Raw genomic sequence first — 26,534 nt, 5'->3', positions numbered from 1 at the left:
AAACCCCATGGTTGAATTCCCACGAATCCGGGAAAACCCGCAGACACAAAAACGAGCCTAACCTGGGCCCTTCGTTAAGGGCGGTCCACATCGTGGATCATGAAAGGAAAGGTGCCTTCTGACCTGGCAAGATAGGACTTGCTGAGGGTCTCATCTATCCCGAGGGAAGGCACCTGTCAGGTGAAGAGTACCGGAACACGACCGAAGATCATCGTCAGTAGCGATGGACGTGGCGTGGTCGGCCACGCGGGTGCCCGTTTGCTGGCCGACATCGCGGACGTAACCGGGTTGACCGGCGGGTTCAGCGAGGCCCTGGCCAGGCTGCGGCAGCGGCAGGGCGGGCATGACCCGGGTCGGGTCGCCGTGGACCTCGCGGTGATGATCGCCGACGGTGGTGAGGCGATCAGCGATCTGGCGGTGCTGCGGGACCAAGCGGGGCTGTTCGGCGCGGTCGCCTCGGATCCTACCGCGTGGCGGGTGCTGTCTGGTGTGGATGATGCTGTTCTGGCCAGGCTGCGGATGGCCCGCGCTGCCGCGCGGGAGTTGGCGTGGGCGCAGTCGGCCGAGACCCGCGACGGGCTGCCGGTGTCGATGGCGGCTGGTGCGCCGGTGTCTGGGCTGGTGCTGGATCTGGACGCCTCGATCGTGATCTGCCACTCGGAGAAGGAGCAGGCGTCCAAGACGTGGAAGAAGACCTTCGGATATCACCCGTTGTTCTGCTTCCTGGACAACACCCGGGAGGCGTTGTCCGGGCTGCTGCGCGCCGGGCGGGCGGGGTCGAACACCACCGCCGATCACATCAGCGTTCTCGACGACGCCCTGGCGCAGATCCCCGACGTCCACCGGTACGGCACCGACATCCTCGTCCGCTCGGATTCGGCCGGCTGCACGTACGGGTTCCTGCGCCATATCCGGTCGTTGCGTGAGCACGGTATGAACACGTTCTTCTCCGTCGGGGTGGCCATCGGGGAGGCGATCCGCGACGCGATCAAGCAGGCTGCGGGGCACCCCGAGCAGTGGGTACCGGCCCTGAACGCCGACGGCCAGCCACGCGACGGCGCCCAGGTATGCGAGATCACCGGCCTACTACCGGCCGACCTGCGGGCCAACTACCCCGACGGCACCCGGTTCATCGTGCGCCGGGAACGCCCGCACCCCGGCGCACAACTGTCGCTGTTCGACACCATCGAAGGCTTCCGCCACCAGGTGATGGCCACCGACACCGGCCCCGGCAACGGATCCATCCAGCATCTGGAGGCCCGCCACCGCGCTCACGCCCGCGTCGAGGACCGCATCCGCACGGGCAAGGACACCGGGTTCGGCCGCTTCCCATCCCGGGTGTTCGCCATCAACGCCGCCTGGCTGGAACTCGCCTTGTGCGCCATCGACCTGCTTGCCTGGACCCAACACCTGCTGCTCGACGGCGACCTCGCCACCGCCGAACCCAAGACACTGCGCTACCGACTGCTGCACGTCGCCGCCCGCATCACCCGCTCGGCCCGCCGCACGAAGCTGCGCATCGCCGAAGGCTGGCCCTGGGCCGACCAGCTCGTCACCGCGTTCGACCGGCTGGCCGTGCTGCCCCAGCCCGTCACCTGAACCCCAACCCCACGCCCCGACGAGTACCCCCATGGAGGAACCCGGCCACCGCGTCGGGTCCTCGCCGTGCCCATACCCCGATCGATCACCAAATGAAGATCAACAAATGCAAACAGGGCCTTGATCAACAGTTAGCGAAAGACTGAGGCTAAGGCAGCGGGACTGTGGAATGGTGTGGGGAAAGTTTCCGACCCCCCTCCCCTGGGGGGTGTATGGTTATGCGTAACCCGAGCAGACAGTTTAGATGTTTTCTGTATGGTTATGCATTCCTGCGTTGGGCTCCTAGTCGGGCCCCTTGACGGTTGGAACAGGTGGCGCAGTGAGCGCGCCACAACGCCTGTTCCATGAGTAGCGCTTTCCCCTCCGGGGTGGATGTTGGGATGGTGTGGTCTACATGGGTTGAAGGTGCTCCACATTCCCAACAGGCCGGATGGTTGTTGAGGAAGGCGCGTTTCGCGCGGGTTGCCTGGGCGGAATACCAGATTGGGGGGTGGGTTCGGTTGTGGGCTTCCGTCCTGGGGGCGGTAGCGAATGGCCGGGGCTGGTGTTGGGGGCATCTGCTGACACCGAGTGGTGTCAGTTGTTTGCATACTGTGCAGGTGTTGTAACTCATTGCCTGGGCGGAACAGTAGTGGTAGTTACTGTTAGTGGGCAGCCCTTGGGGACTGCCCTTTTGGGTTAGGCTAACTGTTTGTTGGTGACTGTTGGTTGGCAGTCCTGGGGGACTGCTAACAGTAGTGATTGATTGTCTGTTTAAACAATGGTTAGTGACTACTGTTGGCAGCCCTATGGGGCTGCCTCTACAGTCAGTAGTAGGTAGTGGTAGGTGGTGTTACTACTGGCAGCCCGGGGGCTGCCAGACGGTTAGTAGTTGTACTGGCTGTTGGTGGGCAGCCTGGGGGCTGCCAACAGTAGTTGACTGTTGGGGTGTCGGTCGGGTCGCTGCGCTCCCCTCCCTCCACCCTTAATAACCACGTTGAAAACCCTATGGGTCTACGTGTGACCTGTGTCACACGCTAGTCCGAGGGGGTGTTGCAGTTGCCGTTATGGTGGTGACACCGCAGCTAGGGCCCCATACGGGGCCCTTTCAACGGTCTTGAAACTTAGGTCATGACCGTTGGACCGCCCAGGCAACACCTCAACCGCCCCGGCGGAACGTCCGCCCAGGCCAGCCAGAAGGAGCACCGGAGATGACCACCCCACGCCGCCCGAACCCGATTTCAGTGCTGCGCCCCTACCGGGCGCACCGGCTACACGATGCTGCCGTCACAGCGATTGAGCGCGTCAGAGCCACTGACGGGCTCACAGCGGCGCAAGCGTTGGCTGACAGGATCGCCGCTGAATTTGAGGACATGTACCTCCGGGATGCCGCATCTCGGCCCCGGCAGATCATGACCGCAGCCAACGATTGCGAGTAGCGGATGGCAGTAGTGGCTTACGTTCTGGTAACCGCCCCGGTGGCGTTGCTCACCGCCGCTATCCTTCTGCGCCCACTGTTGGACGGGATCGATCGTCTCAACCTTCCGCCGTGGGTGGCGCTAGCTGTCATCGTTGCCTACTCGTGGCTGTGGGTCGGTGCTGCTGTCGTAATCGCCCTTAGCCTTTAGGGGATGCCAACCGTTGACTTCCTTGACCGTCGATTCTCACTATGGGAGACGCATGTCAACAAACACCACTGATGATCCGTGGACGGCGGAATCTGTGCGCGCACTCGGCCTGACGACGGATGTAGCAACGGCCGGGTCGATCCTCGGCATAGGCCGTAGCAAAGCCTACACACTAGCCCAACAAGAAGAATTCCCTGTACAGGTTATCCGCGTTGGGCGCAACTATATCGTTCCGGTCCCGGCCATCCTTGAACTATTGGGGGTCAGTGTCGTCGTCCGCCGGGAGCATCCATGAAGGATTGTGGCGACCCTCTAGCACATCATCAATCAGCAAAGAGACAATACCGGCGGCCTTAAGGTCCGGTCGCCGTTTCTCTAGGATTTTGACCTCCCGGCCCGAGAGCCGAATCTTGACCTGCCGATCTCGCCTCTCTTCCCTCACCCTTGGCTTTGGGGGAAGTTCCTGCATGTCCTCAGCGCCTACTCTCTGCCCTTCCACGACCTCATGATAGTTGGTACCTTGCTGGTACCAACGTGGTACCAACGTGGTACCAACTTACACCACTAGGAGAAACCTTGAGAGGATCAACATTCCGCCGCTGTGCCTGCCGTGATCCACAGACAGGCAAACAGTACGGGCAATCCTGCCCCAAGCTTGGCCAGCGGCGGCACGGCACATGGGGCGTCCGCCAGGAGCTACCGCCAACAGCGGACGGCGAACGGCGCACGTTCCGCCGGACCGGCTACACGTCGGCCGCTGAGGCACAGGTCGACCTGGACGCCCTACGGGCGTTGCTCGCCCTACCCGACGCTGACGACGAGGATGGACGGCAGCGCATCGGGGACCTACTGGCAGGTGTCGCGTCCAGTGGGGGATCGATTCCAGACCTGGACGAGACGAGGCGCAAGCTCCACAGCGGGCAGTCACTAACCTTAAAGATCACGGTCGGTGACTGGCTGGAGGAGTGGATTTCGGGCCGGAAAGTCCGCACTAACACGGTTGAGCAGTACAAACGCGACATCCGGCTTCACCTCAAGCCGCACATCGGGGGCATCCGCCTAGACCGGCTCCGCGTGGGTCACCTTATGGAGATGTTCGACTCGATCGTCGAACGGAACAACGAAATTGAAGAGTCGAACGTGCTGCGCCGCGCTGCTGTCGATGAGCTAAAGAGCCTCAAGGGGCGGCAGCGCCGCCGGGCGGCGCGTGCTGCCATTGCGGAGATGCCGCCGTTCCGTCGTCCAGTGGGGCCGACGTCACGCCGGCACATCCGGGCGACCCTACGCGCGGCCCTCAATGATGCGATAGCCCGGGAGCTGATCACGTTTAACCCTGCCGCACATGTGGAGATCGATGCTGTGAGGCGGCCCAAGGGTCTGGTATGGACGGAGGACCGCATCGCACAGTGGCAGGCTACGGGTAGGAAGCCATCACCGGTCATGGTGTGGACACCCGCGCAAACGGGCGCGTTCCTGGATGCGATCGGTGATGACGACCTGTATGCGCTTTTTCACCTGATCACATTCCGGGGGCTGCGACGGGGCGAAGCGTGCGGCCTACGGCCGGAGGATCTGAACATCCAGGCGCAGACCCTCACCATCGCTACTCAGCTTGTGGCGGTTGGCGGCGTGGGGATTGAGGAGAACGCGCCGAAAAGCGACGCCGGGGAACGTGTCGTGGCATTGGACCGGGACAGCGTGCGTGCGCTCAAACGCCACCTCACACAGCAGCGCAAGGCACGCGAGAAGGCGGGGGCGGCGTGGGTGGACAGCGGCCGGCTGTTTACCCAGCCAACCGGGGGATTGGTTGAACCAGCCTGGCTGACAGCGCGCTTCGAGCGGCTGACTCGAAGGGCTGGGCTACCGCCGATCCGGCTGCATGACCTACGTCACGGTGCGGCAACGATCGCCCTTGCTGCTGGCACGGAGATGAAGGTCGTACAGGAGATGCTGGGCCACTCGTCCATGGGGCTCACGTCGGACACGTACACCTCGGTTCTGCCGGAGGTGGCGCGCGACGCGGCGGAGGCTGCCGCTCGTCTGGTGCCCCGGCAGAACACTCCCGGGCTCACCTCGGGCTCACAGGACCCTGACGAATCGACGGACAACGAAGAAGAAGATCGCTGAAGTCGTCAGAAACCCCTGGTCAGGGGCTCTTTTGGGTGGCGCGCCCGAAGGGACTCGAACCCCTAACCTTCTGATCCGTAGTCAGATGCTCTATCCGTTGAGCTACGGGCGCTGGTGCTCAGTCAGCCTACACGACCGACTTTCGCGCGGAGACTCCGGGATTCGAACCCGGGAGGGGCTTTAAAACCCCAACCGCATTAGCAGTGCGGCGCCATAGACCAGACTAGGCGAAGTCTCCCGGTGACCCTTGCGGGCCGCCGCGCCTGAGGATACAGGCCGCCACCCACCGGGAGCAAAGCGACTTACCCTGACGCCCGAGCTGGGCGCAAGGCTCACGAGCTTCCCCGCTGTGCCGAGACGTGATCGCGGCTACGCTGCATCGATATGCACGAGCAGCCGTCGAGCGAGTCGTCACGCCGAGAGCCGACCGAGAAACGGCGTCGCTCTCCGAGGGCGACGTTCACCCCACCGCCCACTCCGGCTGGGTCCGGAGCTGAGGGTGAGATGGAAACGAAACGGACGAAGCGAACGAAGGCGGCACCGTCGGTGCTCTTCCAGCCACCCGCACATCAGCCGCCGGCACCACGGCAGCCGGCATCGGCGCAGGAGTCCGACCGGCCCTCGGCCGAGCCGGCCACTCGGCAGCCGGAGCCGGCACCGTCGGCTGACCTGGCGTCGCAGCTCGACCGCGCGACACCAAGACCCGCGACCGCGTCCCGAAAGCCCGGCCTGGCAGTGCGGGTTCCGCCCCGCCAGCCCGAGCCGGCGCCACCCACCGATCCGGCCGATCCGCCGTCCGCGGCAGCGGCGCCACGCGAGGGCGCCGCGATTGAGGCGACCGACGGCACGGGCAGCCGCCGGTCCGGCCGGGCCGCCGGGACGAAGGCTGCCTCCGATCCCGGAGCCAAAGCGGCACCACGGGCGAAGCGGACGACGGCGAAGAAGGCCCCAGCCCGCCGTCCCTCTCGAAACGGCCCGGAGCTCGCGGACGGCGCCGAGGGGAGTCCACCCACCGCCGACCAGCCGGCCGCCACCCGGACGGGCGCCAAGCGGGCGGGCGGTGCGAGGGCCACGGCCGAGGCCGGTTCCGACCGTGCCCGGAAGGTCACTGCCGAGGCGACCACCACCAGGTCGACCACCCCCGCCGTCGGCCCAACCACAACCGCAACCGAGGCGGTCACCCCAGCTACCCCGGCGACTATGCCCCGGGCCGAGACCACCCGGCCAACCACGGACGGGAAAGACACCGCGGCCGGGCGGGCACCGGTCGGCTGGGCGGAGACCGACGCCGCGACGGGTACCCCCGGTGTAGCCGTTCGCCGGATGCTCGACCACCCGGGGTACGCGCCGGAACTGCTGGCCCTGGCCGCCGTTGAGGTAATCGGGCCGCGGGCGCGGGACTGGGGCGACCGGCTGCGGTCAACGTACCCGGGGGTGGGCGGTGACGGGCTGGCCCGGCTCGCCACCCGACGGCACGTGCGACAGGCCGGGGCGGGCGGGGCCGCCGCGGCGCTGGCCGGTCTGCTCGCGCCGGTGGCGGAACTGGCGGCGGTGCTGTGGACCCAGGCGAGCCTCGTGCTGCACCTGGCGGCGGCGTACGACCACGATCCGGCGCACCCAGACCGGACGGTGGAGTTGCTGGTTCTCACCCAGGTACACCCGGATGTGGAAACCGCCCGGTCGGCATTGCACGCGGCCAGGGCCGCGGATGGTCCGGGCGAGGCGCCGTGGCCCCGCGCGGTCGAGGCGGCGTGGCGGCTGGCCGCGCCGCTCGCGGCCCAGGCGAGCGGCTGGCTGGCACTTCGACTGGTGTCCCGGCTACTGCCCGGCGCGGCGGCGTTGGCGGCTGCGGCCGGCGACTCCGCGGCAACCGAACGCCTCGCGACACGCGCCATCGGAACCTATCGGTCGGCGCGCGCCGACCGACCCGACTGAGATCCACTCGTCGTCGCGGGCGACGACGCGGCAGCAGTCGGCCGCGACCAAGGGGCGGGATCGCGATGTCCGCCGCGGCCGGGACCGACCACTTCGGAACCTCGTCAAAGCCAGTCGAACCAATCCTTCGGAAGCAGGGCGTAGCCGACGAAGGCCACGATGTCGAGCAGGGTGTGCGCCACCACCAGCGGCATTACCCGGCGGGTCCGCAGGTAGAACAGGCTGAACACGACGCCCATGACAGCGTTGCCGACGAAGGCGCCGAACCCCTGGTAGAGGTGGTACGAGCCCCGCAGCAGCGCACTGGTGGCGATGACCGCGCCGAGTCGCCACTGGAGCTGCCGCAGTCGGGTGATCAGGTACCCCACCACGATCACCTCCTCCAGCACGGCGTTTTGGCCGGCGGCGAGGACCAGCACCGGGACCGTCCACCACAGGTCGGGCAGCCCGGCGGGCACCAAGGTTGCGTTGACGCCGAGCTGCGCCGCCGCCCAGAACAGGGCCAGACCGGGCAGCCCGATCAGCGCGGCCAGACCGGCGCCCCGCACCAGATCCTGGCCAGGCCGCCGGACGTCCAGGCCGATGCTCCGAGCCGGTTCGCCGGGATCCCGTGCGAGCAGGTGCAGGGCGAGCAGCACCGGTAGCAGGGCGAAGACAATGCCGAGCAGCTGATACGTGAGGTCGAGGTAGGGCCGCGCGTTTCGGGAGGTGTTCAACGCGGCGGTCTGCGCAGACAGCGGCCCGTCGGCGGTGAGCTTGGCAACGATCGACACCAGCGCGTAGACGGCGGACTGGCCAAGGGACAGCCCGAGTACCAGCAGTGTCTCGGTGCCGAGGGTCCGGCGGGTCGCCGTGCGGCCGAGCTCGATTGTCACCGCACCACTGTGCCTGACCTGCCCGCCGGACGAGGCGGCGCCGAGCAGACCTCACGACCTGATCGCACATTCTGTGCGACCGGTGCCCACGCTCCGTGGACATTCTATGGCTGCCCGATCCCCCAGGAGAAGGAGACGCTCCCGTGGACCACGTCGCGCGGCTGCTGAAGGAGAGCTGGACCCTGGTCGAGGAGCACCGGGACCGGCTGAGCGGACACTTCTACGCCCGGCTGTTCCTGCTCGACCCCGCGTTACGCCCGCTCTTCCCGGTGCAGATGACCGGTCAGGGCGACCGTCTGCTGGAAGCGATCATCACCGCCATTCACACCGTGGACGACCCGGAAAGCTTCGACGAGTACCTCCGGTCGCTGGGCCGGGACCATCGGAAGTACCACGTCGATCCGTCGCACTACGCGACGATGGGCGTCGCGCTGCTGGACGCGCTGCGCAGCACCGCCGGCGACGGCTGGAACCTGGAGTTCGACCAGGCCTGGCGGGACGCGTACGCGGCGATCTCGGCGAAGATGATCGCCGGAGCGGCCGCGGACGACGACCCGCCGTTCTGGCACGCCGAGGTGCTCACCCATGAGCGGTACGGCTCGGACACCGCGGTGCTGACCGTGCGCGCGTTACAGCATCCACTGCGGTGGAAGGCGGGCCAGTACGTCAGCGTCGAGGTGCCGCGGTATCACCCTCGCGTGTGGCGCACCTACTCGGTGGCGAACGCCCCGAACGACGACAACGTGTTGGAGTTCCATGTCCGGACGCCGCCGGGCGCGGGGTGGGTCTCCGGCGCGCTGGTACGCCGGGTGAAGCGGGGCGATCTGCTGCGGGTGGCGGCGCCGATGGGATCGATGACGCTGGACCGGGCGTCCGACCGGGACATCCTGTGCGTCGCCGGCGGGGTCGGGCTGGCCCCGGTCAAGGCCCTCGTGGAGGAGTTGGCGAGCTACAACCGAACCCGCTGGGTACACGTGTTTTACGGGGCCCGCACCCGGGACGACCTGTACGGCCTCGCTGGCCTCCGGGAGTTGGTCACCGCGCACCCGTGGCTGTCGGTGACCCCGGCGTGCAGCGAGGACGAGGACTTCGACGGCGAGCTGGGCGCCATTCCTGAAGTGGTCGGCCGGTACGGCCCGTGGACGACGCACGACTGTTACGTATCCGGTTCGGCGCTGATGGTCCGGGCCGCCCTCCGCGTCCTCGCCGAGGACGAGGTGCCGCCGGAGCGCACCCGGTACGACACCTTCGGCGAGCTATAGGCCCCGGCTGGGGGCGCCTGACGCCTCTCTCGACCCGATGAGCGTTCCTCCCCCAAGACCGGGGCGCGTGCCGTGGCCCGCTCAGGCACGCGCCCCGGTCCCCCGAACGGGCGGACCGGCACCGCCCCGCACGACCACGTCCGCCCGGCCGTCCTTCCCACCCGGGCGGACGTGGTCGTTCCGCCGGAGTCAGGCCCCGGCCGACGGGTGTCGGTAGCGCCAGGGCAACCCGGAGTGGTGATACTCCTCGACCGGCACCAGGGGCGTGCCTGGTGCCATCCGGTCAACGTAGAGGTGCCCCTCAAGGTGGTCGATCTCGTGTGCCACGAGGCGCGCCATGCCGTACTCGAACGAGGTGATGATCCGGCCGCCGTCGACATGGGCATGTTCGACGTCGATGCGCAGCGGGCGGGGCACCAGGCCGCGGTGGTCGAAGAAGGAGAGGCATCCCTCGTACTGTTCGTCAACGTCGAGTGACTCGTCGACCACCCGGGGGTTGAGTAGGACCACCGGTTCGGCGTCTCGGTCCGGGGGCCGAACCACGGCGGCGGCCCGCGCGATGCCGAGTTGCGGGGCGGCGATGCCGACCCCCTTGCCGAACGGGTGCAGCTCGTCCAGGCGGAGCAGTGTCGCGGTCATCCGGTCGACCGTGTCCCGGGCCACCTGCTCCTCGTGCGGTAGGTCGAACGGTTGGGTGGGTCGGCGCAGCAGGTCGTCACCGCGCTGGACGATGCCGAGGCCGCGCATCCGGTCGCTGGGGCGGACCCGGCCGGGATCCTCCGACTCGCCCTCGGGCCGGGCCCGGAACCGCCACTGCATCCGGTAGCGGGCGTTCAGCGGCGGGGCGTCGGTCGCCCAGTCGAAGATCGCCCGGTCGCCCTCCGCGTGCTGGGCCACCGGGGTGCGCAGCGGGCCCTCCTCCGCCGAGAGCGAGGTCTCCGCGCCCCAGACCTGCGGGTCGAGTGCCGCTGGCAGGTCCAGGCGTACGGCCAGGTGCCGGGTGGGTACCCGGACGGCGCGCTGGAACCAGGGGCCCCACTTGTCCGCCCCGACGTGGTAGGCGTACTCGATGGTGGCCCGGTCGCCCGGGTAGAGGGGGAAGCGGCGGTCGGAGTTCTCGAAGAGCAGCCAGATCTCCTTGAACGCGTCCCGGTCGTGCTTGGCCCGCCAGTGCATGGCCTCGCGCTCGTCGCCGTCCAGCCGGTACGCCCGCAGTTGCAACTCGCCGAAGGTGAGCGGGTGTTCCCGGTGGTGCCGGTTGGAGCGGCCGGGGTCGGTCGGGTAGCGGTCGACGGCCACCCGCACCAGGTAGCGGGTAACCGGCTCGGTACCCGCGTTGTACAACTCTCGCCGGATCACACACGTGTACGCCTCGTCGGTGTATGAGAGCGTGGCCTGTTCCCGCTCGACGATGAGTCCGGTTCCGGGCGGGAGCCATTGCCCCGGGGCATGCGGTTCCCGATGGTGGGCTTTGTCGCCGCGGGCGTGCCGCAGTTCGTCGTACTCCCGGAAGCGCTGCCAGATCGCTCCGCTGGCCTCCAGGACGGCCTCCGCGCGCCGGGCGAAGTCCTCGGTGGGGCGGTGTCGCCGCCCCTCGACGTGGCTGACGTACGACGGGTCGAACCCCATCAGCGTCGCGAGCTGTTTCTTGGACAGTCCCCGCCCGGTCCGGTAGCGGGCGAGTTCGGCGGCGAATGAGTCGGCAGCCCGATCGAGCGGTGAGGTCGTCATCAGCTTCCTCGTGGCCGGGGTATTCAGTTTCACGTTTCGCCGTCGGTCATGTACATAACTGCCGTCTTGTCGACACGAGGCTTGACGTATCAGCGACATGTGTCGATACTCTGGCCGCCGTTTCCCGAGCTGAACGACGGGTAGTACGCCCGGGGCGCGAGCGGACCGACGGGGCGATCCGGGTCACCCCTCCCGCCCAGGCGAGCCTTTCCTCAACTCAAGCTCTACGGTTAGGCTAGCCTTAGCTCAGCGGTGGACGCTTCGAACGGGGGATGAGTCAGGTGACAGCGGTCATGCCGGGGCGACTGACCGCCGCTACGCTGGCCCCGATCACCGCTGCCCTGCGGCAGATGTTCGGCACCGACGACGTGCCCGGGCTCGCCCCCGGCCTGCTGGTGACCGACGAGTTCGGTTGGGACCCCGCCACGAGGCTGCTCGACGGCACTCGACTCCCCGAACTCCTACGCGCGGCCAGCCGACAATGGGGTGGCAGCCCGCACGCCTGCGCCGCGCTCGCCTGGAAGTCGTACAGCTACTGGGCGGCGCTGCCGGTGGTGCTGGGTTGGGCCTCGGCCCGACGGGTCCCGCTGCTCGACCCCGCCGACACGTTGATCCATTTCGAGGACCACCGGGCGCTGCCGACGATGGGCCTGCGCCCGTCGACCACCGTCGCCGTCCTGCCGGCGGACCCGCTGGCGCTGGCCGGCCTCCCCGAGGTACGGGTTGTGCCGGGTGAGGCGGAGCTGCTCGGCGCGCTCCGGGCGTCGCTGCTCGACGCCCACCTCGCCCCGATGATCTCGGCGATCCAGGCCGAGGTGCGGATCGGCACCCGGACGCTGCTCGGTTCGGTGGCTTCCGGCATCGCGCACGGAATCCTGCGCGCCGCCGACGGTCTGCCCGGCTCGTCGGTCGCGACAATCGACACCCTGCTCGGGGCACTCGACCTGCGGGACCTGGTGGATCTGGTCCCCGGCCCGTCCGGCGAGCCGACCGTGCAACGCCGCACCTGCTGCCTGGCGTTCACCCTCCCCCAGCCCAAGACCTGCCAGGGCTGCTGCGTCCGGCACACCTGAGGGCGACAGCACCTGACCGTCGTCAACCACCGGTGGTGGGGCCGACCTCAACCACCGGTGGTACCGGTCCCCACCTCGGCGGGTGTCAGCCGGTGAGTTCGCGCACGTCCCAGAGCCAGACCCCGCCTGTGTGGGTCGGCCGGACCCCGGTCAGCTCGGTCATCGCGCGGCGCAGCGCGTCGTCGTGCCGGTGCGGGCCGAGCACGACCGCTCCGGCCCGCCAGTACCGCAGGTCGTCCACGGCTGCCACCCGCGTCCGCGCGGTGATCGGCGGCACCGCTCCGGTACGCCGGATCTCGCCGAAGAAGTCGCTGGTCGGACGGGGCGGCGCGGTGAAGAGGGCTACCCGGTGCTTCCCGGGCCGGGTGTCCGGGCCGAGGAAGTAGCCCCGGGCGATCGGCATCTCCAGCCCAGTCTCGGCCGACCAGCGCAGCGGGTCGGCGTAGTGGGTGTCCGGGAGTGGCAGGGTCACGATGCTGCGCCCGCCCGCCACGTAGGGACGCCAGGCACCGGAGGTGACGAACGCGGGGGTCGGATCGAGCCGGACCGCCGGCAGCGGGGTGGGCAACAGCGGAACCAGGGCCATTGCCAGCACCGTGCCGGTGGCGAACCGGATCTGCGGCCGGGCGTCCGGGTATCGGGCGGCGAGCCTACGGGCGCGTTCGGCCCCGTACGCCAGCAGCAGTCCGATGACCGGGGTGACGGCCAGCGTCCAGCGGGTCGGCACCACGGAGTGCAGGACCGGCAGCTCCTCCAGCACCGCCCAGGGCGCGGGGACCCCGGTTGCCCGGCCGTTGAACTGGATCTCCCGCCCGAGCGAGAGTACCGAGAAGAGCAGTGCGAGCACGGCGAGACCACGGACGACGGCGTCCCGCCGCAGCCACCAGACCAGCGCCACGAAGAGCACCACCAGCGGCCAGCCGAAGAACGCGTTCTCCTCGGTGGGGTTCTTCGCCAGACCCTTCGCGCTCCGCTCGTCACCGGCCAGAGACTCGCGGGAGTACGCCACGAAGGACGCGAGGTCGGTGGAGTAGCCGCGGATGAGGCGGGACAGCCCCTGGTATGCGCCGGGCCCGAAGAACTGCACGGAGAGCGGGTACGCCAGCACGGCCAGCGCCACCGCGGCGGCGACCGCCAACCCGGCGAGGAAGGAGCGGGCCCGCCGGCGCAGTTCGGGCCGGCCGAGGGCGAGCGCGACCACGACCACCCCGAGGCCGATCGCGGTCATCAGCAGGATCTCCAGGTTGAGGAACGCCTGCCAGACGATCACCAGTGCGAGCAGCAATCCGTTGCGCAGCCAGCGCCCCGGATCACCGAGCCGCAGGGTACGCCAGATGATCAACGGCACCACGAACTGGCTGACGATGTTCGGGTGGGCGTTGGCGTGCGAGACCATGGCGGGGGCGTAGGCGCAGAAGGCCGCACCGAGCCACGCCGGTCCGCGCGACCCGACCAGCACCCTGGACAGCAGGAAATACCAGGAGGTCGCCGTGGCGGCCATGCCGAGGGTGAGAAAGAGCAGAAAAGACGTCCGGGGGCCGACCAGGACCGTGACCGGCGTCATCGGCAGAGATACGGATAATACGGACGTATTCGCCATCAAATTGACGGATTCCGGCACGTTCATCCGATCCGAGGTGAACGGATAGACGAAATCGGTCAGCACCCGCGCGCCATGCGCCATCATCCACTCGAACTGCGACTGGTCGGTGCGGTTGTCCCGGATTCCCTGGCGCGGGTCGAGCCACAGCCGCGCGGTCACCCAGAACGCGAGCCCAACGAAGCCCAGCACAGCCAGCGCGTCCGCCAGCCAGCCACGGGCAAGCCAGCCACCCCGGTCAGGTGCGCCCGCTCCAACCCGACTCCCGGTCACGACGCAGGAGTCCCCGATTCAGGAGTAATCATAACAATTCATAGAGTAGTCAGACGAAGAGGCCGCCGTGCCAGATTCGGGGGACTGGGTACCATGTGCCGGGTTCGCCGACCATCGATCAGACACCCTCCCCGGGTCACAATCCGGCCCACCGGAGTGCCCCGATTTGTTCTGCCTTCTGCTCGGATGATTCACTCTGTCGGTTCAGGCGCGGATCGAGGCACATCGTGAGGAATCGACGCATGGCAGAAATCACCGGAAATCAGCGGGGTGCGGCTCCTCTGAGGTGATCGTCTATTGTGGGATGGCACCGCCGAGGTAGCGGCTGTTGTGGATGCGTTGTTGTTCCTGGGCCAGGTGCCAGGTCCAGTACTGGTCGAAGTCGCCGTTGCTGATCAGGGTGCGGAGTTTGAGGATTGCTTCGGCGCCGTCGAGGCCCCAGCGAGCGCCGGTGACGTCCATACGATCTTTGACCAGGTGGCGGCAGGCGCCTTCGATCACCCCGGTGGCGATCGGCCACCCGTTGGCCAGCGCGGTCGGGTAGTCCAGGTACGGTTTTTTGGCCAGCAGGTAGGCGGCGGCGACATCGGCGGGTTTGCGTTTGCCGGGGTCCAGGCCGTGGTAGGTGGCCTTGCGTCGGATGGCTGCGGCGACTATGCCGGCCCGTCCGGCCAACACCTGCCGGGCCTGGGCGCGGACCCACCGTTCGGCGTTCGGGTCGCCCTCCGGGTGGAAACACCAGGTGGCCTTCCAGAGGTACTCGATGACGTGGATGAAGTCCACAACAACCGGCAAGGTGATCTTGCGGGTTTTGGCCTCGGCGTGGATCCGGTCGATCTGGTGGGTGTTGCCGTCGACCAGGGCGATCCAGGTCCGAGCGTGGTCGGGGTCGCGGCGGTCGGCCTCGGCGAACCCGGCGGCGATCACCGCCGCGGCGTCGTCGGTCACGCTGGCGTGCAGCCACTTGCCGGAGGTGACCGGCGCCGGGGTAGCAGTTTGGGCCGCTTCGGGGTCCTCGGGCAGGATGTCGGCGATGGTGCGCGGCTTGCCGGTCACGTCGAAGACCGCGGCGACCTCGCACATCCGCTTGCGGTTGCGTTTCTCGCCCTTGGACCGGCGGCCGGCCAGTTTCTGGCTGACCGCGGCCTTGGCGGTGCCCGCGCGGAGCCCGTCGGGGCGCATCACCACCCCTTTGGCGTCGAAGGACAACGCCAGCACATCATCATCGGCCGACCAGTCCGGGGCGTGGGCGGTGTAGAAGGCATCCACATCTATCGCCGCTGCGGCGGCCAACGCCTCGACCTGCCGTTTCCCGATACGCACCGTGGTGGCCCGCTCAATCGCGGCCGCCGCGTCGGTGAACGAGCCGCGGGCCGCCTCGGCCGCGGCCAACCGGCGCAGTCCATGCGAGTGCTTCTCCACGGGCAGGTTCAACACCGCGTCCGCCGGGTTCAGATCGGCCCGCGCCCGCGCCCGGTAGGCGATACGCGTCACCACCACCTCACCGAACCGGGTGGCCAGCGTCCGCTGCCGCCCCCGCTCGGCCCACCCCCGCAGATGGCTATCGGCGTCGGTCACCTCGTCGAGCCGTTCCTCCCGACTGGCACGAAGATCCAGACTGTCCTGCAACAACTGACACAGCAACCGCATGCCATCGGTATGCAGCCGCTCCTCCAGTTCGGCGTGAGTCATCCCCGCCGCATGCTCACCGGACAGGAAGTCCACCATCGCGCCGAACCGCACGGATGAGCCGGCGAAAGCATCGTCCGCCGTCTCGGATGCGTACTCTTGCACCGGGCTCCCTCTTTGCTGATGTTCGTGTCTCGCAACCGACGAACATAGCGGGAGGATCCCTTTCACCATCACAACCAGTAACACATCCCCAGGCCACACAGCGTGTCGCCGCACCTCACCAGAGCCGCACCCAAATCAGCGTGTGCAGTCCGAGGTCCTGGAGGGCCTCGCGACCGCGGTGAACCATCGCCGCTGGTTCGTCGAGCTCGCCCTGCCGTACCTCGGTGACAACCCGATCGAGATCGGCAGCGGTCTCGGCGACTACGCTCTGGAGTGGGCCGAGCGGCTGCCGCACTTCACCGCGACCGAGGCCGACCCCGATCGGCTGGTCATGTTGAAGGACCGCCTCGCCGCCGAGCCGTCCGTCGAGGTACGGGAGATGCTGCTTCCCCACTCGGAGCGCGGCGACTACAGCGCCGTTGTGTCGTACAACGTGCTGGAGCACATCGAGGACCACGTCGGCGCACTGCGCAGCATGCGGGACCTGGTCCGGCCCGGCGCAGCGGTGATCATCATCGTGCCGGCCTTCCAGTTCGCGATGAGCCCAGCCGACATCGCCACCGGCCACGTCCGGCGCTACACGAAGAAGACCCTGACAGCCGCGATGACCGAGGCCGGTCTGACGGTGGAGAGAATCAACTACGCAAACGCCCTCGGTCTGATCGGCTACTTCATGGCGACAAAGGTCTTCCGGCTGATGCCGAAGGAAGGCCCGATGGTCAAGGCCTACGACGCCCTGATCCTTCCGGTCACGAAGGCGGCCGAACAGCGCTTCCGTCCCCCGTTCGGCCAGTCCGTCTTCGCTGTCGCCCGCGCCCTCCCCTAACGGCCCGGACTCCGAACCCACCCCACCCTCGATCTTGCACTTCGGGTCGGCGATCCGTGGCCTACGCCCGGATCCTGCCGCGGAAAGCACAAGATCGCGGGGCCTCCGGGGCGCACGGGGGCGGGTGCTACTGCTTGACCTGGTAGGTGGGGCGGATGACGGCACGGGCCAGGGTGTGGAAGGCCAGGTTGAAGCCCACGTACGCCGGGGTGGCGTCGGGGGTGACGTCGAGCCGCTCGACGTCCAGGGCGTGCACCGCGAAGACGTAACGGTGCGGGCGGTCACCCGGCGGCGGGGCGGCACCCCCGTAGCCCTGCTCGCCGTAGTCGTTCCGCACCGTGAACGCGCCGGCCAGCTCGGCGCCGCTCGCGCCCCGGGGAAGGTGTGTCACGGCGGGTGGCAGGTTGACCAGCACCCAGTGCCAGAAGCCGCTGCCGGTCGGCGCGTCCGGGTCGAAGCAGGTCACCACGAAACCCTTGGCCCCGGCCGGGAAGTCCGACCAGGCGAGCTGCGGAGAGACGTTGTCGCCACCGACGCTCGGGTGCGCGTACGCGGCCTCCATCGGCTCGCCGTTGTGCACGTCGTCACTGGTGAGGGTGAACGACGGCACCGTCGGCAGCAGTTCGTACGGGTCCGGGGCGATCGGTCGTTCTAGGGTCATCGGGACGGATCCTTCCGGTGAGCACGATTTCTCCTGCGCACCTTCATACCCTGTCACCACCGCGCTGCGAACCGGAAGCCAGCCGAGAAGGCGTCATTCCGCCGCCCCCGGTCGCCGCGCTGGTCACCGTCCGACCCGCCACCGAGGACGATCGCCACCAGCCTGAGCGCACTCCACCTTCCCTCGTCCCGGGCACCGAGTCGCCGACAAGTGCTCCGGCCAGTCGTGGAGCCGACCGCCCTACGGCGGGAGCCCGGAGGGGTCGTACCTCCGGGTCGATCGAACGGAGTGACGGCCCCCGGTCACTCCGCTCAGGCCATCCGGTCACCGGAGGCGCGGTGTCCATGCCCAGTGGGCGAAGGGCCAGGTACTGGCGGTGTTACGCTGCCGACTCGGGTCGATGACACCACTCCGGGTCGATGACACCACTCACCGGCAGCCCGACGCACGGGGAATTCAGCAGGGTTTCCCCGGCCTCCCACAGGCGGTAAGATCCGGATAATGAACGGTTGGACCGTTAGATTGGCCAAGCAACACACCCAGGGCTATTGCATTGTCGTGTTGCTGCTGGTCACGGTCGGTTTTCCGGTAGTCACGGCGTCGATGAGCTCGTGTGGGCGGTGACTGGCCCGGCGAGTTGCTTCGGCGATGTTGGTGGCGCCGTCGGTGTGGTGGTATCCGATTGCGGTGTTACGGAGGGTGGCGAACACGGCAGGACCGTTGTGGGTCCTGGCCTGGTGGGCGTCTTCACGTAGCGTGACGTCTCGGACGTGATGTAGGCGGTTCTCGATATGCCATTCAGAGCGCGCCCAGGTGCCGAGGTCGGCGGGTTGGGCCTGGTCGGCGGGCAGCGAGATAGTCAGGTACTCCGTTTCGCGAGTGGTCTTGCCCTTGATCGTGCGGGTCCGGGTGATCCGGACGGCCTGTTCGGCGTTGGGAAAGCCCAGCCCGCCGGGGGTCTTGACGGTGAGTGCCTTGACGGTGCGGGTCTCTTTGCGGCCGTGACCGGTCTCGCGGGTCTGTGCCCCGACCGGGACCTGCGCCCAGGGCAGGGCCTTGAGCTGGGCGAACAGCTTGGGTTGGTTGGCCTTGATCGGGACCATCAGATGAGCGTCGGCGGAGGCGAGCAGATCGGCGTGCCCGGTCTGGGCGTGCAGCGCGTCGGCGACGACCAGGACGTCCTTCAGGGATCCCAGCACGGCCGCAACCAGGCGTAGTAGTGGGGTGAACGCCGGGATTTCGTTCGACTTCGCCGTGATCTGAACCTGGGCGAGCACGATCCCGGTGCTGGTGTCGTAGGCCGAGAGCAGATGCACCTGCCGCCCGTCGGCGAGGCGGGCACCCCGGGCGACCTTCCCGTCGATGGCGATGACGAGTCGCCCCCGGCGCCCGCCGATCACGACCGGCCCGGCCCGCTCCCGCAACCAACACGCGAGGACCTGCGACAACACCTCGGCGTCGAGCCGGATCAGCAGCCGCCACACCGTCGTCGCGGCCGGTACCCGGCCGTCGAACCCGAGCCGGGTCCACACCGACTCGTCCTGGAAGCGCATCCAGTCCGCGACCGCGGCGAACGTGCACGCCCCGGCGAGTACCGCGCACACCGCCGCCGCCAGGACACTGACCAGCGGATACCGCCGGCCCCGCGGATCGCGCGGGTCGTTGATGACCGCCAACGCCACGAACAAGCTGCGGCGGTCACTGTCACGGTCGCTACCGGTGACCACAACCGGTGACGGCAGGCTGGGGGGTCGGTGCGGCAGCACGATCTCGGTCAGTGATGATGACATCAGCGGGTACGGTCCTGTTCTCGATCACGGTTGTCTTCGCAAACACCATGATCACCAACGGGCCGTACCCGTCCCACATGGACCCCGGACCTCGCCGAACCCCCTGCGAAACCCCAGTTCAACCGCCCTTTGATCGACTACGCAACAGCCCTGGCAACACACCCCCGACCCCGTGCGGGTTTTGGTGCGACGAACGATGCTTGAAGCGCACAATACGAGACTGCGACTCACAGTTCCGGTGGCCGCGCGCTGCGAGTTCGAGAATATCTACCACTACACGGTACACAAGACCGGAAGTCAATGGATAAAGGCCCTGTTCAGCGATTCCGTCGTTTATCGCTACTCCGGACTACTGCCCTACGTTCCACGACTTTCCACGGGGCGTCAGCGGTCCGTGCCACCACCCGGCCACATAGCCCTGTCCGCATTCCTCCCCTACGAGCGCTACCGGGCCATCCCAAAACCCGACAAACATCGCGCGTTTTTCGTGCTTCGAGACCCACGCGACATCGTAGTTTCGAGCTACTTCTCGCTCCGAAAGTCGCATGCACCGATGGGCGACATACCCACGGTGCGGAAGACCCTCCAGGGAATTCCGATGAAAGACGGGCTGCTCCATGTCATCAAATACCTTTCCGAAAAGGGCCTTTACCGGACGCTCCGATCGTGGGCACTTGCTCCGAGTTCGGACACGTTCCACCTGTTCCGATACGAAGACCTAACCGGGGAACGACAGCAGGATGAGATGGATCGACTGCTGCGCCACTGCGGCATCTTCATCCCACCACCCGAGCTGGAAGCCCTTGTCTCCCGCTACAGCTTCTCGAAAATGCGGAAGGAACAAGGAGGCACCCAATCAAATTCGCACTACCGAAAAGGAAAAGCCGGCGACTGGCGCAACCACTTCGACGACGAGGTCTCGGAGGCTTTCGTCGCGGCAACCGGCGATCTCGTCGAGATTCTCGGCTACCCCGCCACGCGGTGAGCCCGGCATGCGGTGAGCCCGGCATGCGGTGAGCCCGGTCGCTCGGTGGCACGTTGCACCCGTGGAGCGGGCCAGCCGCCGCGAACCCGGACACCTGCGGGGGTTGAAAGGTCGGAGCTGATTCGGGCTCTTCGTCGTGGTCTGCCGCGCGGGCGGGGCCCGGAGGCTTGGCGACAGCCGCCCTGGGGATCATCGCCATGGTGGTGAGCGTTCTCTCGATGATCCGCTTCGCACCGAGGCGAGACCGCCTCGTCACCCCACAACGCACCCTCTGACCGGCGCTCGACCTGGTCAGAGGGCCTTCTCGGTCCACAGGCGCGGAGGGTGTGGGATTCGAACCCACGAAGAGGTTGCCCCCTTACCGGTTTTCAAGACCAGCGCCATCGGCCACTAGGCGAACCCTCCCGGCCCACGCACCCCGGCAAAGTACGCGACCGCGCCTAGTCTGCCACGACGCTCCGTCTGGCGTGCGGGCACCTCCGCCACCGGCCGGACGTCCACAGTGGGTACGACCGCTTCGCCCGGGATGGCCTCCCGGTCACCGGGCGGGTGCGGTAGACAGGGATCATGCGTGCGATCACGATCCCGGATCCCGGCGGACCTGACGCGTTGGTCTGGGCCGAGGTGCCTGACCCGGAGCCCGGCCCCGGCGAGGTGATCGTCGATGTACGGGCCAGCGCGGTTAACCGCGCCGACCTGCTGCAACGGCAGGGGTACTACCCGCCGCCACCGGGCGCGCCGGAATACCCGGGTCTGGAGTGCTCCGGGGTGGTCGGCGCGACCGCCCCCGACGTATCCGGTTGGGAGGTCGGCCAACCGGTGTGCGCGCTGCTGGCCGGCGGCGGATACGCGGAGCGGGTGGCCGTACCGGCCGGGCAGGTGCTGCCGGTGCCGGCGGGCATCGACCTGGTGGACGCGGCAGCCCTGCCCGAGGTGGCCTGCACGGTCTGGTCGAACGTGGTGCAGCTGGCCAGGTTGACGGCGGGCGAGACGCTGCTGGTGCACGGCGGCGGCAGCGGGGTCGGCACCTTCGCGATCCAGCTCGGGTCGGCGCTCGGCGCGACGGTCGTGGTGACCGCCCGGTCGGCCAAGCACGACCAGGTGCGGGAACTGGGCGCCGCTCACGTGATCGACTACCGGGAGCAGGACTTCGTCGAGGAGATCCGGCGGGTAACCGGCGGTCAGGGCGCGGACGTGATCCTCGACATCATGGGCGCGTCCTACCTCGGGCGGAACGTGGCCGCCCTGGCCACCGGCGGCCGGCTCGTGGTGATCGGCATGCAGGGTGGCCGAAAGGGAGAGCTGGACGTCGGCGCGCTGCTGGCCAAGCGGGGGACGGTGGCCGCGACGGCGCTGCGCTCGCGACCGCTGGCGGAGAAGGCGGAGATCGTCCGGGGGGTTCGCGAGCAGGTGTGGCCGCTGGTGGCGGCGGGGACGATCCGCCCGGTCGTGGACCGTCGGCTGCCGATGGTGGACGCCGCCGCGGCACACCGCCGGGTGGAGTCGAACGAGCACGTCGGCAAGGTGCTGCTGACTGTCCCCTAGCGCGGCAGCACGAGACGCGCGCCGGCCCCCTCGCCGCCCAGTTCGTCCCCGGGGTTGTAGAGGGTGCAGCGCCGCAACGACAGACAGCCGCAGCCGATGCAGCCGTCCAGGTCGTCGCGGAGCTTGCCGAGGAGCCGGATCCGCTCGTCCAGCCGGTCCCGCCAGGCACGGGAGAGGCGGGCCCAGTCCGCGGGGGTGGGGGTTCGCGAGGCGGGTAGCGAGTCGAGCGCGGCGCGGATCTCGTCCAGCGAGATACCGACCTGCTGCGAGATCCGGATGAACGCCACCCTACGCAGCTCGGCCCGCGCGTACCGGCGCTGGTTGCCGCCGGTACGCGCGGCCCGGATCAGCCCGAGCCGCTCGTAGTAGCGCAGGGCGGAGGGCGCCACGCCGCTGCGCTCGGCGAGCTGGCCGATGGTCAGTGAATCGTGCATCACGTCGCCTTGAGTTGAAGTGCACTTCAACTTGCAGGCTATCCGCATGACCACACTCGCCACCACCACCAGGCTCGCCGACGCTGCCGCGCCCCTCGACGGCCGGCACCCGGTTGCGCCGCTGCTCGAACGGGTGCGCGCCGGCCGGGAGTTCGGCGCCAACGTCTACTCCACCATCGACGTGCTCTGGGTGCTCTACGACCAGATCCTGCGGGTCAGCCCGACGACCGTCGACGACCAAGATCGGGACCGCTTCCTGCTCTCCAAGGGGCACGCGGTCGCCGGCTACTACGCGGTGCTCGCCGCGAAAGGCTTCATTCCGGTCGACTGGCTCGACGACCAGGGTGGGCCGGCGAGCCGACTCGGCGACCACCCGGACCGGCTGCTGGTGCCGGGGGTGGAGATCGGCTCCGGCTCGCTCGGCCACGGGCTGGGCCTCGGCGTCGGCTCCGCGCTCGGGCTGCGGGCCCAGGGCCTGCTGGCCCCCAGGGTGTACGTGCTGCTCGGCGACGCTGAGCTGGACGAAGGATCCAACCACGAGGCGATCGCGTACGCGGGAGCGACCGGACTGGCCAGCCTCACCGCGATCGTGGTCGACAACTCGTCCGCCACCCACGGCTGGCCCGGCGGCGCGGCAGCCCGGTTCACGGTCAACGGTTGGACCGCGGCGACCGTCGACGGGCGCGACCACTCGGCCCTGCACACCGCCCTGACCGGGCAGGACAACCACCGGCCGCACGTCGTCGTCGCGGTCGTCGACACCGGGGAGTGACCGTGCGCGACTGCTTCATCGACACCACCACCTCACTGCTGGCGGAGGATCCGCGTTCGGCGCTGGTGCTCGCCGATATCTCCGCCGCCCAGTTCGCCGCGGCTGCGGCCCACCACCCGGACCGCGTGCTCAACGTGGGCATCCGGGAACAGCTGATGGTCGGTGTGGCCGGCGGGCTGGCCCTGACCGGGTTGCGGCCGGTCGTGCACAGCTACGCGCCGTTTCTGGTCGAGCGGGCGTACGAGCAGCTCAAGCTCGACCTGGATCATCAGGGGGTGAGTGCGGTGCTGGTCAGTGTCGGCGCCTCGTACGACCGGGCGGCCGCCGGGCGCACCCATCTCTCGCCGGCCGACGTCGCGCTGATCGACACCCTGCACGGGTGGACCGTTCACGTCCCCGGGCACCCGGCGGAGGTGCCGGCCCTGCTGCGCGCGTCGGTGGCCACCGACGCCTCGGCGTACCTGCGGTTGTCGGTCCTGCACAACGACCGGCCGCGCGGGGGCGACGGCGCGCTTCAGGTAGTCCGGGACGCCGGGCCGAAGGCGCCGCTGCTGGTGGCGGTCGGACCGGTCCTCGACGCGGCCGTGGCGGCGGTCGCGGACCTGCCGGTCACCGTGGCGTACACGCACCGGCCGCGGCCGTTCGATGTCGCCGGGTTGCGGGCGCTGGCCGGTTCCGAGGTGATCCTGGTCGAGCCGTACCTGGCCGGCACCTCCAGCCGGACGGTCACGACCGCGCTGGCGGACTGCCCGCACCGGCTGCTCGCCCTCGGCGTCGGCCGGCAGGAACTCCGGCGGTACGGGTCCGTCGACGACCACACCCGGTGGCATGGGCTGGACGCGGTGGGGTTGCGCCGGTCGGTGACCGACTTTCTGTCTCCGGCCCCGGTGTAGGCAGCACTCCGGGTGAGGTGGCCAGCTATCTGGTGCACGCGCTGATCACGACGTGCGTGAGGCACGGCCGGTGTCGGTCCTCGCGCACGTTCGGCCCCGGGCGCGGTGCGGCCGTGTCAGGCCGAGGTGCTCCGGCGGCGGGCGCGTTCGCGGCCGAGGATCCAGAGGGCCTCGACGCCGTCCTTCCACGTGATCTTCTTGCCCTCCTCGCGGCCCCGCGCACGATAGCTGATCGGGACCTCGTACGGGCGGATCCGGCGCCGCAGCAGCTTGCCGGTCACCTCGGCCTCCATGCCGAAGCCACGCGAGCGGATCTCGAGGGAGCGGTACAGCCGGACCGGCATCAGCTTGAAGCACGTCTCGAGGTCGCCGATGTAGGAGTTGAACAGCAGATTCGCCGCCATCGTCACGCCCTTGTTGCCCATCACGTACCAGAAGCTGTAGGCGCTGTGACTGCCGAACGTGCGGTTGCCATAGACCACGGTGGTACGCCCGTCGAGGACCGGCGCGAGTAGCTTGGGGATGTCCTGCGGGTCGTATTCGAGGTCGGCGTCGAGGATGACCATGTACTCACCCTCGGCCTGGTCGACTGCCGTCCGGATGGCTGCGCCCTTGCCGGCGTTGCGCGGGTGGGTGATGACGCGCAGCCGCGCGTCATCGGCACGACCGAGGATCTCGCCGGTGCTGTCCCGGCTACCGTCGTCCACCACGACGAGTTCGATCTCGCATGGGTAGTCGACCGCCAGCGCCTGCTTGAGTGCGTCCGCGATGCGTTCTTCCTCGTTGTAGACCGGCATGAGGATCGAGAGCTTCACGGAATTCTCCCCGGTAACGGGCAACGCGCCGGCCCAGGGTACCTTGCCGACTTGCTCCGTCGGGCGTTCGGCCACCGTCCGACCAGCTCGTCAACGCCGGTGAACGGCTGGTCGAGGTCCGCCGACACGGTCACTCGACCTGCGTTACGACCGGATCGTCCGGTTCAGCTCTCCGCGCCCAACTATTCCGAAGCGTATTCACATATCTGCGCCACACGCGTTACCTTCCGGTAACTCGATCGATGCCTCACGATTGATCGGATCGAAAGGAGTGCGTCGATGCATGGCATCCCCAGGCGTGGACGGACGACCCGACGGCGAACCCTCACCGCCGTGATCGCCACCGTTCTCGTCCTCCCGCTGCTCGCCGCGCCGGCCACCTCCGCAGCCGCGGCCAACCGTCCGACCGTCCAGCCACTCCCCGCCCACCTCGAGGCGATCCGCGCCGCCGAGGCCACCACGCTCTACGGCACGCCCGGCATCCGTCCTTTGGAGCAACGCCGCACCGCCCTCGTCACGATGGGCGACAGCGAGATCTCCGGCGAGGGAGTCGGCAACTACGTTCCCGGCACGCACCAGCCCGGAAACTGGTGCGACCGCTCCTACGACCAGGCGCTCTTCCGCACCGGCATCGCCGCCGACGAGAAATACAATATCGCCTGCTCCGGGGCGGCCCCGTGGCACCTGATCGCGGGCGGGCCGACCCAGCACAACGAGCTGAACCAGGGTGACCACCTCGCCATCAAGGCCCGCAACACGCACGTCGAGCTGATCTGGGTGGTGGTGGGCGCCAACGGCGACGGCACCATCCAGTTCGGCCCGGTCGCCACCGACTGCGCGATCCGTCGGGTGTTCTTCCTCGGCCCGTGCTGGCGCACCTACACCGACCAGTGGACTCTCCGCACCGACGGCAGTCGCCGTGCCGTCGAGGAAGCGCTGCTCGACATCCGGCGGACCATGACGAACGCCGGCTACCTGACCTCGGACTACGAGCTGGTGCTCATGTCCTATCCGAGTCCGGGCAGCCCCGACGTCGAGGACAACCCGAACTTCCCCGGCTGGTACGCGGGCGGCTGCCTGCTCTACCTGGCGGACACGGCGTTCGCCCGGAACAAGGCGGTGCCGCTCTTCGAGCAGGCGATCCGGGCGGCGGCGACCAACACCGGCACTCGCTACCTGGACGCGAGCCGGCTCTTCCACGGCCACGAGGTCTGCACCGACAACACGTCGGTACGTGGCCTCTACATCGAACTCGGGATCTGGGACGAGAACGCGGCCCGGCAGTCGTTCCACCCGAACTACCGGGGGCACGGCATGTTCGCCCAGTGCATCACCCAGTTCTACGCCGCCGGCCAGCAGGCGGCTACCTGTGTCGACCCCGCCAGCACCGGCAACGGCGTGCTCTACCCGGGCCTGTTCGAGTTCCGGCAGCTACGCAACGCGGCCACCGGACACTGCGTCGACGGCAAGGGATACAACTCGCGCAACGGCACCGTCCAGCAGTCGTACCGCTGCCATGGCGGCCGTAACCAGGGATTCTGGTACGACCCCACCCGTCGGTCGCTGCACTCCGAGCTGTCCCACGACCGCTGCCTCGACGTGGCCGGCGGGTCGCTGACCTCCGGAACGGCGGTGAACATCTACGACTGCCACGGCGGCGTCAACCAGAAGTTCGTGTTCAGCGGAGCGCAGATAAGGGCCGCCGGAAACACCAACCTCTGCCTGGCCTTCGACGACCCGTGGCTGGGCACGCCGCGGCTACGGCTGGCGACCTGTTCGACGAGCAGCCACCAGCGGTGGTCCTTCGAGTCCCGCACCTTCACCAACCCGGTCGGCTACGGCCACGACGACTGGATCGGCTCGCGCGTCTACTGACTCACGTACTGACTCACGCACCGGTGAGCGTTCGAACAGGAAGGAGTGGCCATTCTGCTCGG

19 protein-coding genes and 3 tRNA genes are annotated in these 26,534 nt (G+C 68.4%); 11 read left to right on the top strand and 11 right to left on the bottom strand.

Annotated features, from left to right (window positions below; all coding sequences use genetic code 11):
• Positions 1–180: 180 nt before the first annotated feature.
• Both QTQ03_RS20355 and QTQ03_RS20350 read left to right on the top strand, forming a co-directional pair.
• Entirely contained in the window at positions 181–1,599 is a 1,419-nt protein-coding gene (locus tag QTQ03_RS20355) for an IS1380 family transposase (RefSeq protein ID WP_502889681.1), read from the top strand.
• 2,399 nt (positions 1,600–3,998) lie between these two features.
• Positions 3,999–5,333 carry a tyrosine-type recombinase/integrase gene (locus QTQ03_RS20350; protein ID WP_289279432.1) on the top strand — a complete coding sequence of 445 codons (1,335 nt, stop codon included), beginning with the start codon at positions 3,999–4,001 and terminating at the stop codon, positions 5,331–5,333.
• 36 nt (positions 5,334–5,369) lie between these two features.
• Here the strand turns inward: QTQ03_RS20350 and QTQ03_RS20345 are convergent.
• Positions 5,370–5,445: transfer RNA gene (locus QTQ03_RS20345), tRNA-Arg, on the bottom strand.
• Positions 5,446–5,480: 35 nt separating this feature from the next.
• Positions 5,481–5,571, bottom strand: a tRNA-Ser gene (locus tag QTQ03_RS20340).
• 266 nt (positions 5,572–5,837) lie between these two features.
• On the opposite strand from QTQ03_RS20340, the gene QTQ03_RS20335 reads away from it, so the two are divergent.
• Positions 5,838–7,268 carry a hypothetical protein gene (locus QTQ03_RS20335; protein WP_289279431.1) on the top strand — a complete coding sequence of 477 codons (1,431 nt, stop codon included), beginning with the start codon at positions 5,838–5,840 and terminating at the stop codon, positions 7,266–7,268.
• Positions 7,269–7,372: 104 nt separating this feature from the next.
• Here QTQ03_RS20335 and QTQ03_RS20330 read toward each other — a convergent pair whose 3' ends face one another.
• Positions 7,373–8,143, bottom strand: a complete 771-nt coding sequence (locus tag QTQ03_RS20330) for a CPBP family intramembrane glutamic endopeptidase (RefSeq protein ID WP_289279430.1) — start codon at positions 8,141–8,143, stop codon at positions 7,373–7,375.
• Positions 8,144–8,286: 143 nt separating this feature from the next.
• Here QTQ03_RS20330 and QTQ03_RS20325 point away from each other — a divergent pair, with 143 nt between their 5' ends.
• On the top strand, positions 8,287–9,405 hold the full coding sequence (locus tag QTQ03_RS20325) for a globin domain-containing protein (protein ID WP_289279429.1): 1,119 nt from the start codon (positions 8,287–8,289) through the stop codon (positions 9,403–9,405).
• A 189-nt stretch (positions 9,406–9,594) separates the two neighbouring features.
• Here QTQ03_RS20325 and QTQ03_RS20320 read toward each other — a convergent pair whose 3' ends face one another.
• Complete coding sequence (locus QTQ03_RS20320; protein ID WP_289279428.1) at positions 9,595–11,136, bottom strand: peptide deformylase; 1,542 nt, start codon at positions 11,134–11,136, stop codon at positions 9,595–9,597.
• 293 nt (positions 11,137–11,429) lie between these two features.
• Between QTQ03_RS20320 and QTQ03_RS20315 the strand changes: the two genes are divergently transcribed.
• A complete protein-coding gene (locus QTQ03_RS20315) occupies positions 11,430–12,209 on the top strand; it encodes an IucA/IucC family C-terminal-domain containing protein (RefSeq protein WP_289279427.1) in 780 nt (259 codons plus the stop codon).
• Between the two features lie 85 nt (positions 12,210–12,294).
• Here the strand turns inward: QTQ03_RS20315 and QTQ03_RS20310 are convergent, their stop codons facing one another.
• Together QTQ03_RS20310 and QTQ03_RS20305 are read right to left on the bottom strand one after the other, a co-directional pair.
• Positions 12,295–14,019, bottom strand: coding sequence for a DUF6311 domain-containing protein (locus QTQ03_RS20310; RefSeq protein WP_289280920.1), 1,725 nt, complete (start codon positions 14,017–14,019; stop codon positions 12,295–12,297).
• 357 nt (positions 14,020–14,376) lie between these two features.
• Entirely contained in the window at positions 14,377–15,810 is a 1,434-nt protein-coding gene (locus QTQ03_RS20305; RefSeq protein ID WP_289280660.1) for an ISKra4 family transposase, read from the bottom strand.
• Between the two features lie 208 nt (positions 15,811–16,018).
• Between QTQ03_RS20305 and QTQ03_RS20300 the strand changes: the two genes are divergently transcribed.
• Positions 16,019–16,702, top strand: coding sequence for a class I SAM-dependent methyltransferase (locus QTQ03_RS20300; protein ID WP_289279426.1), 684 nt, complete (start codon positions 16,019–16,021; stop codon positions 16,700–16,702).
• Positions 16,703–16,829: 127 nt separating this feature from the next.
• On the opposite strand, the gene QTQ03_RS20295 is transcribed toward QTQ03_RS20300, so the two are convergent.
• The gene (locus QTQ03_RS20295; protein WP_289279425.1) at positions 16,830–17,363 is read right to left on the bottom strand and encodes a YbhB/YbcL family Raf kinase inhibitor-like protein; all 534 of its coding nucleotides are present in this window, start codon (positions 17,361–17,363) and stop codon (positions 16,830–16,832) included.
• A gap of 545 nt (positions 17,364–17,908) precedes the next feature.
• Complete coding sequence (locus QTQ03_RS20290) at positions 17,909–19,153, bottom strand: ISAs1 family transposase (RefSeq protein WP_289279424.1); 1,245 nt, start codon at positions 19,151–19,153, stop codon at positions 17,909–17,911.
• Positions 19,154–19,349: 196 nt separating this feature from the next.
• Here QTQ03_RS20290 and QTQ03_RS20285 point away from each other — a divergent pair, with 196 nt between their 5' ends.
• Entirely contained in the window at positions 19,350–20,138 is a 789-nt protein-coding gene (locus QTQ03_RS20285) for a sulfotransferase domain-containing protein (RefSeq protein WP_289279423.1), read from the top strand.
• Positions 20,139–20,456: 318 nt separating this feature from the next.
• Here the strand turns inward: QTQ03_RS20285 and QTQ03_RS20280 are convergent.
• Positions 20,457–20,543 (bottom strand) — tRNA-Ser (locus tag QTQ03_RS20280).
• 162 nt (positions 20,544–20,705) lie between these two features.
• On the opposite strand from QTQ03_RS20280, the gene QTQ03_RS20275 reads away from it, so the two are divergent.
• The gene (locus QTQ03_RS20275) at positions 20,706–21,683 is read left to right on the top strand and encodes an NAD(P)H-quinone oxidoreductase (protein WP_289279422.1); all 978 of its coding nucleotides are present in this window, start codon (positions 20,706–20,708) and stop codon (positions 21,681–21,683) included.
• On the opposite strand, the gene soxR is transcribed toward QTQ03_RS20275, so the two are convergent.
• Complete coding sequence (gene soxR / locus QTQ03_RS20270; RefSeq protein ID WP_289279421.1) at positions 21,680–22,117, bottom strand: redox-sensitive transcriptional activator SoxR; 438 nt, start codon at positions 22,115–22,117, stop codon at positions 21,680–21,682. The genes QTQ03_RS20275 and soxR overlap by 4 nt on opposite strands.
• A gap of 46 nt (positions 22,118–22,163) precedes the next feature.
• Here soxR and QTQ03_RS20265 point away from each other — a divergent pair, with 46 nt between their 5' ends.
• Both QTQ03_RS20265 and QTQ03_RS20260 read left to right on the top strand, forming a co-directional pair.
• Positions 22,164–22,889 carry a thiamine pyrophosphate-binding protein gene (locus QTQ03_RS20265; RefSeq protein ID WP_289279420.1) on the top strand — a complete coding sequence of 242 codons (726 nt, stop codon included), beginning with the start codon at positions 22,164–22,166 and terminating at the stop codon, positions 22,887–22,889.
• Between the two features lie 2 nt (positions 22,890–22,891).
• On the top strand, positions 22,892–23,782 hold the full coding sequence (locus QTQ03_RS20260; protein WP_289279419.1) for a transketolase family protein: 891 nt from the start codon (positions 22,892–22,894) through the stop codon (positions 23,780–23,782).
• Between the two features lie 116 nt (positions 23,783–23,898).
• Here QTQ03_RS20260 and QTQ03_RS20255 read toward each other — a convergent pair whose 3' ends face one another.
• Positions 23,899–24,597, bottom strand: coding sequence for a glycosyltransferase family 2 protein (locus QTQ03_RS20255; protein ID WP_289279418.1), 699 nt, complete (start codon positions 24,595–24,597; stop codon positions 23,899–23,901).
• A gap of 279 nt (positions 24,598–24,876) precedes the next feature.
• Between QTQ03_RS20255 and QTQ03_RS20250 the strand changes: the two genes are divergently transcribed.
• Entirely contained in the window at positions 24,877–26,472 is a 1,596-nt protein-coding gene (locus QTQ03_RS20250) for a ricin-type beta-trefoil lectin domain protein (RefSeq protein WP_289279417.1), read from the top strand.
• Positions 26,473–26,534 lie beyond the last annotated feature (62 nt).

Origin of the sequence: Micromonospora sp. WMMA1363, from assembly GCF_030345795.1 — a bacterium.
In the GTDB taxonomy this organism is placed as follows: Bacteria; Actinomycetota; Actinomycetes; order Mycobacteriales; family Micromonosporaceae; genus Micromonospora.
The sequence above is the reverse complement of the archived record's forward strand: the minus strand, read 5'-3'. Positions and strand labels throughout refer to the sequence as shown.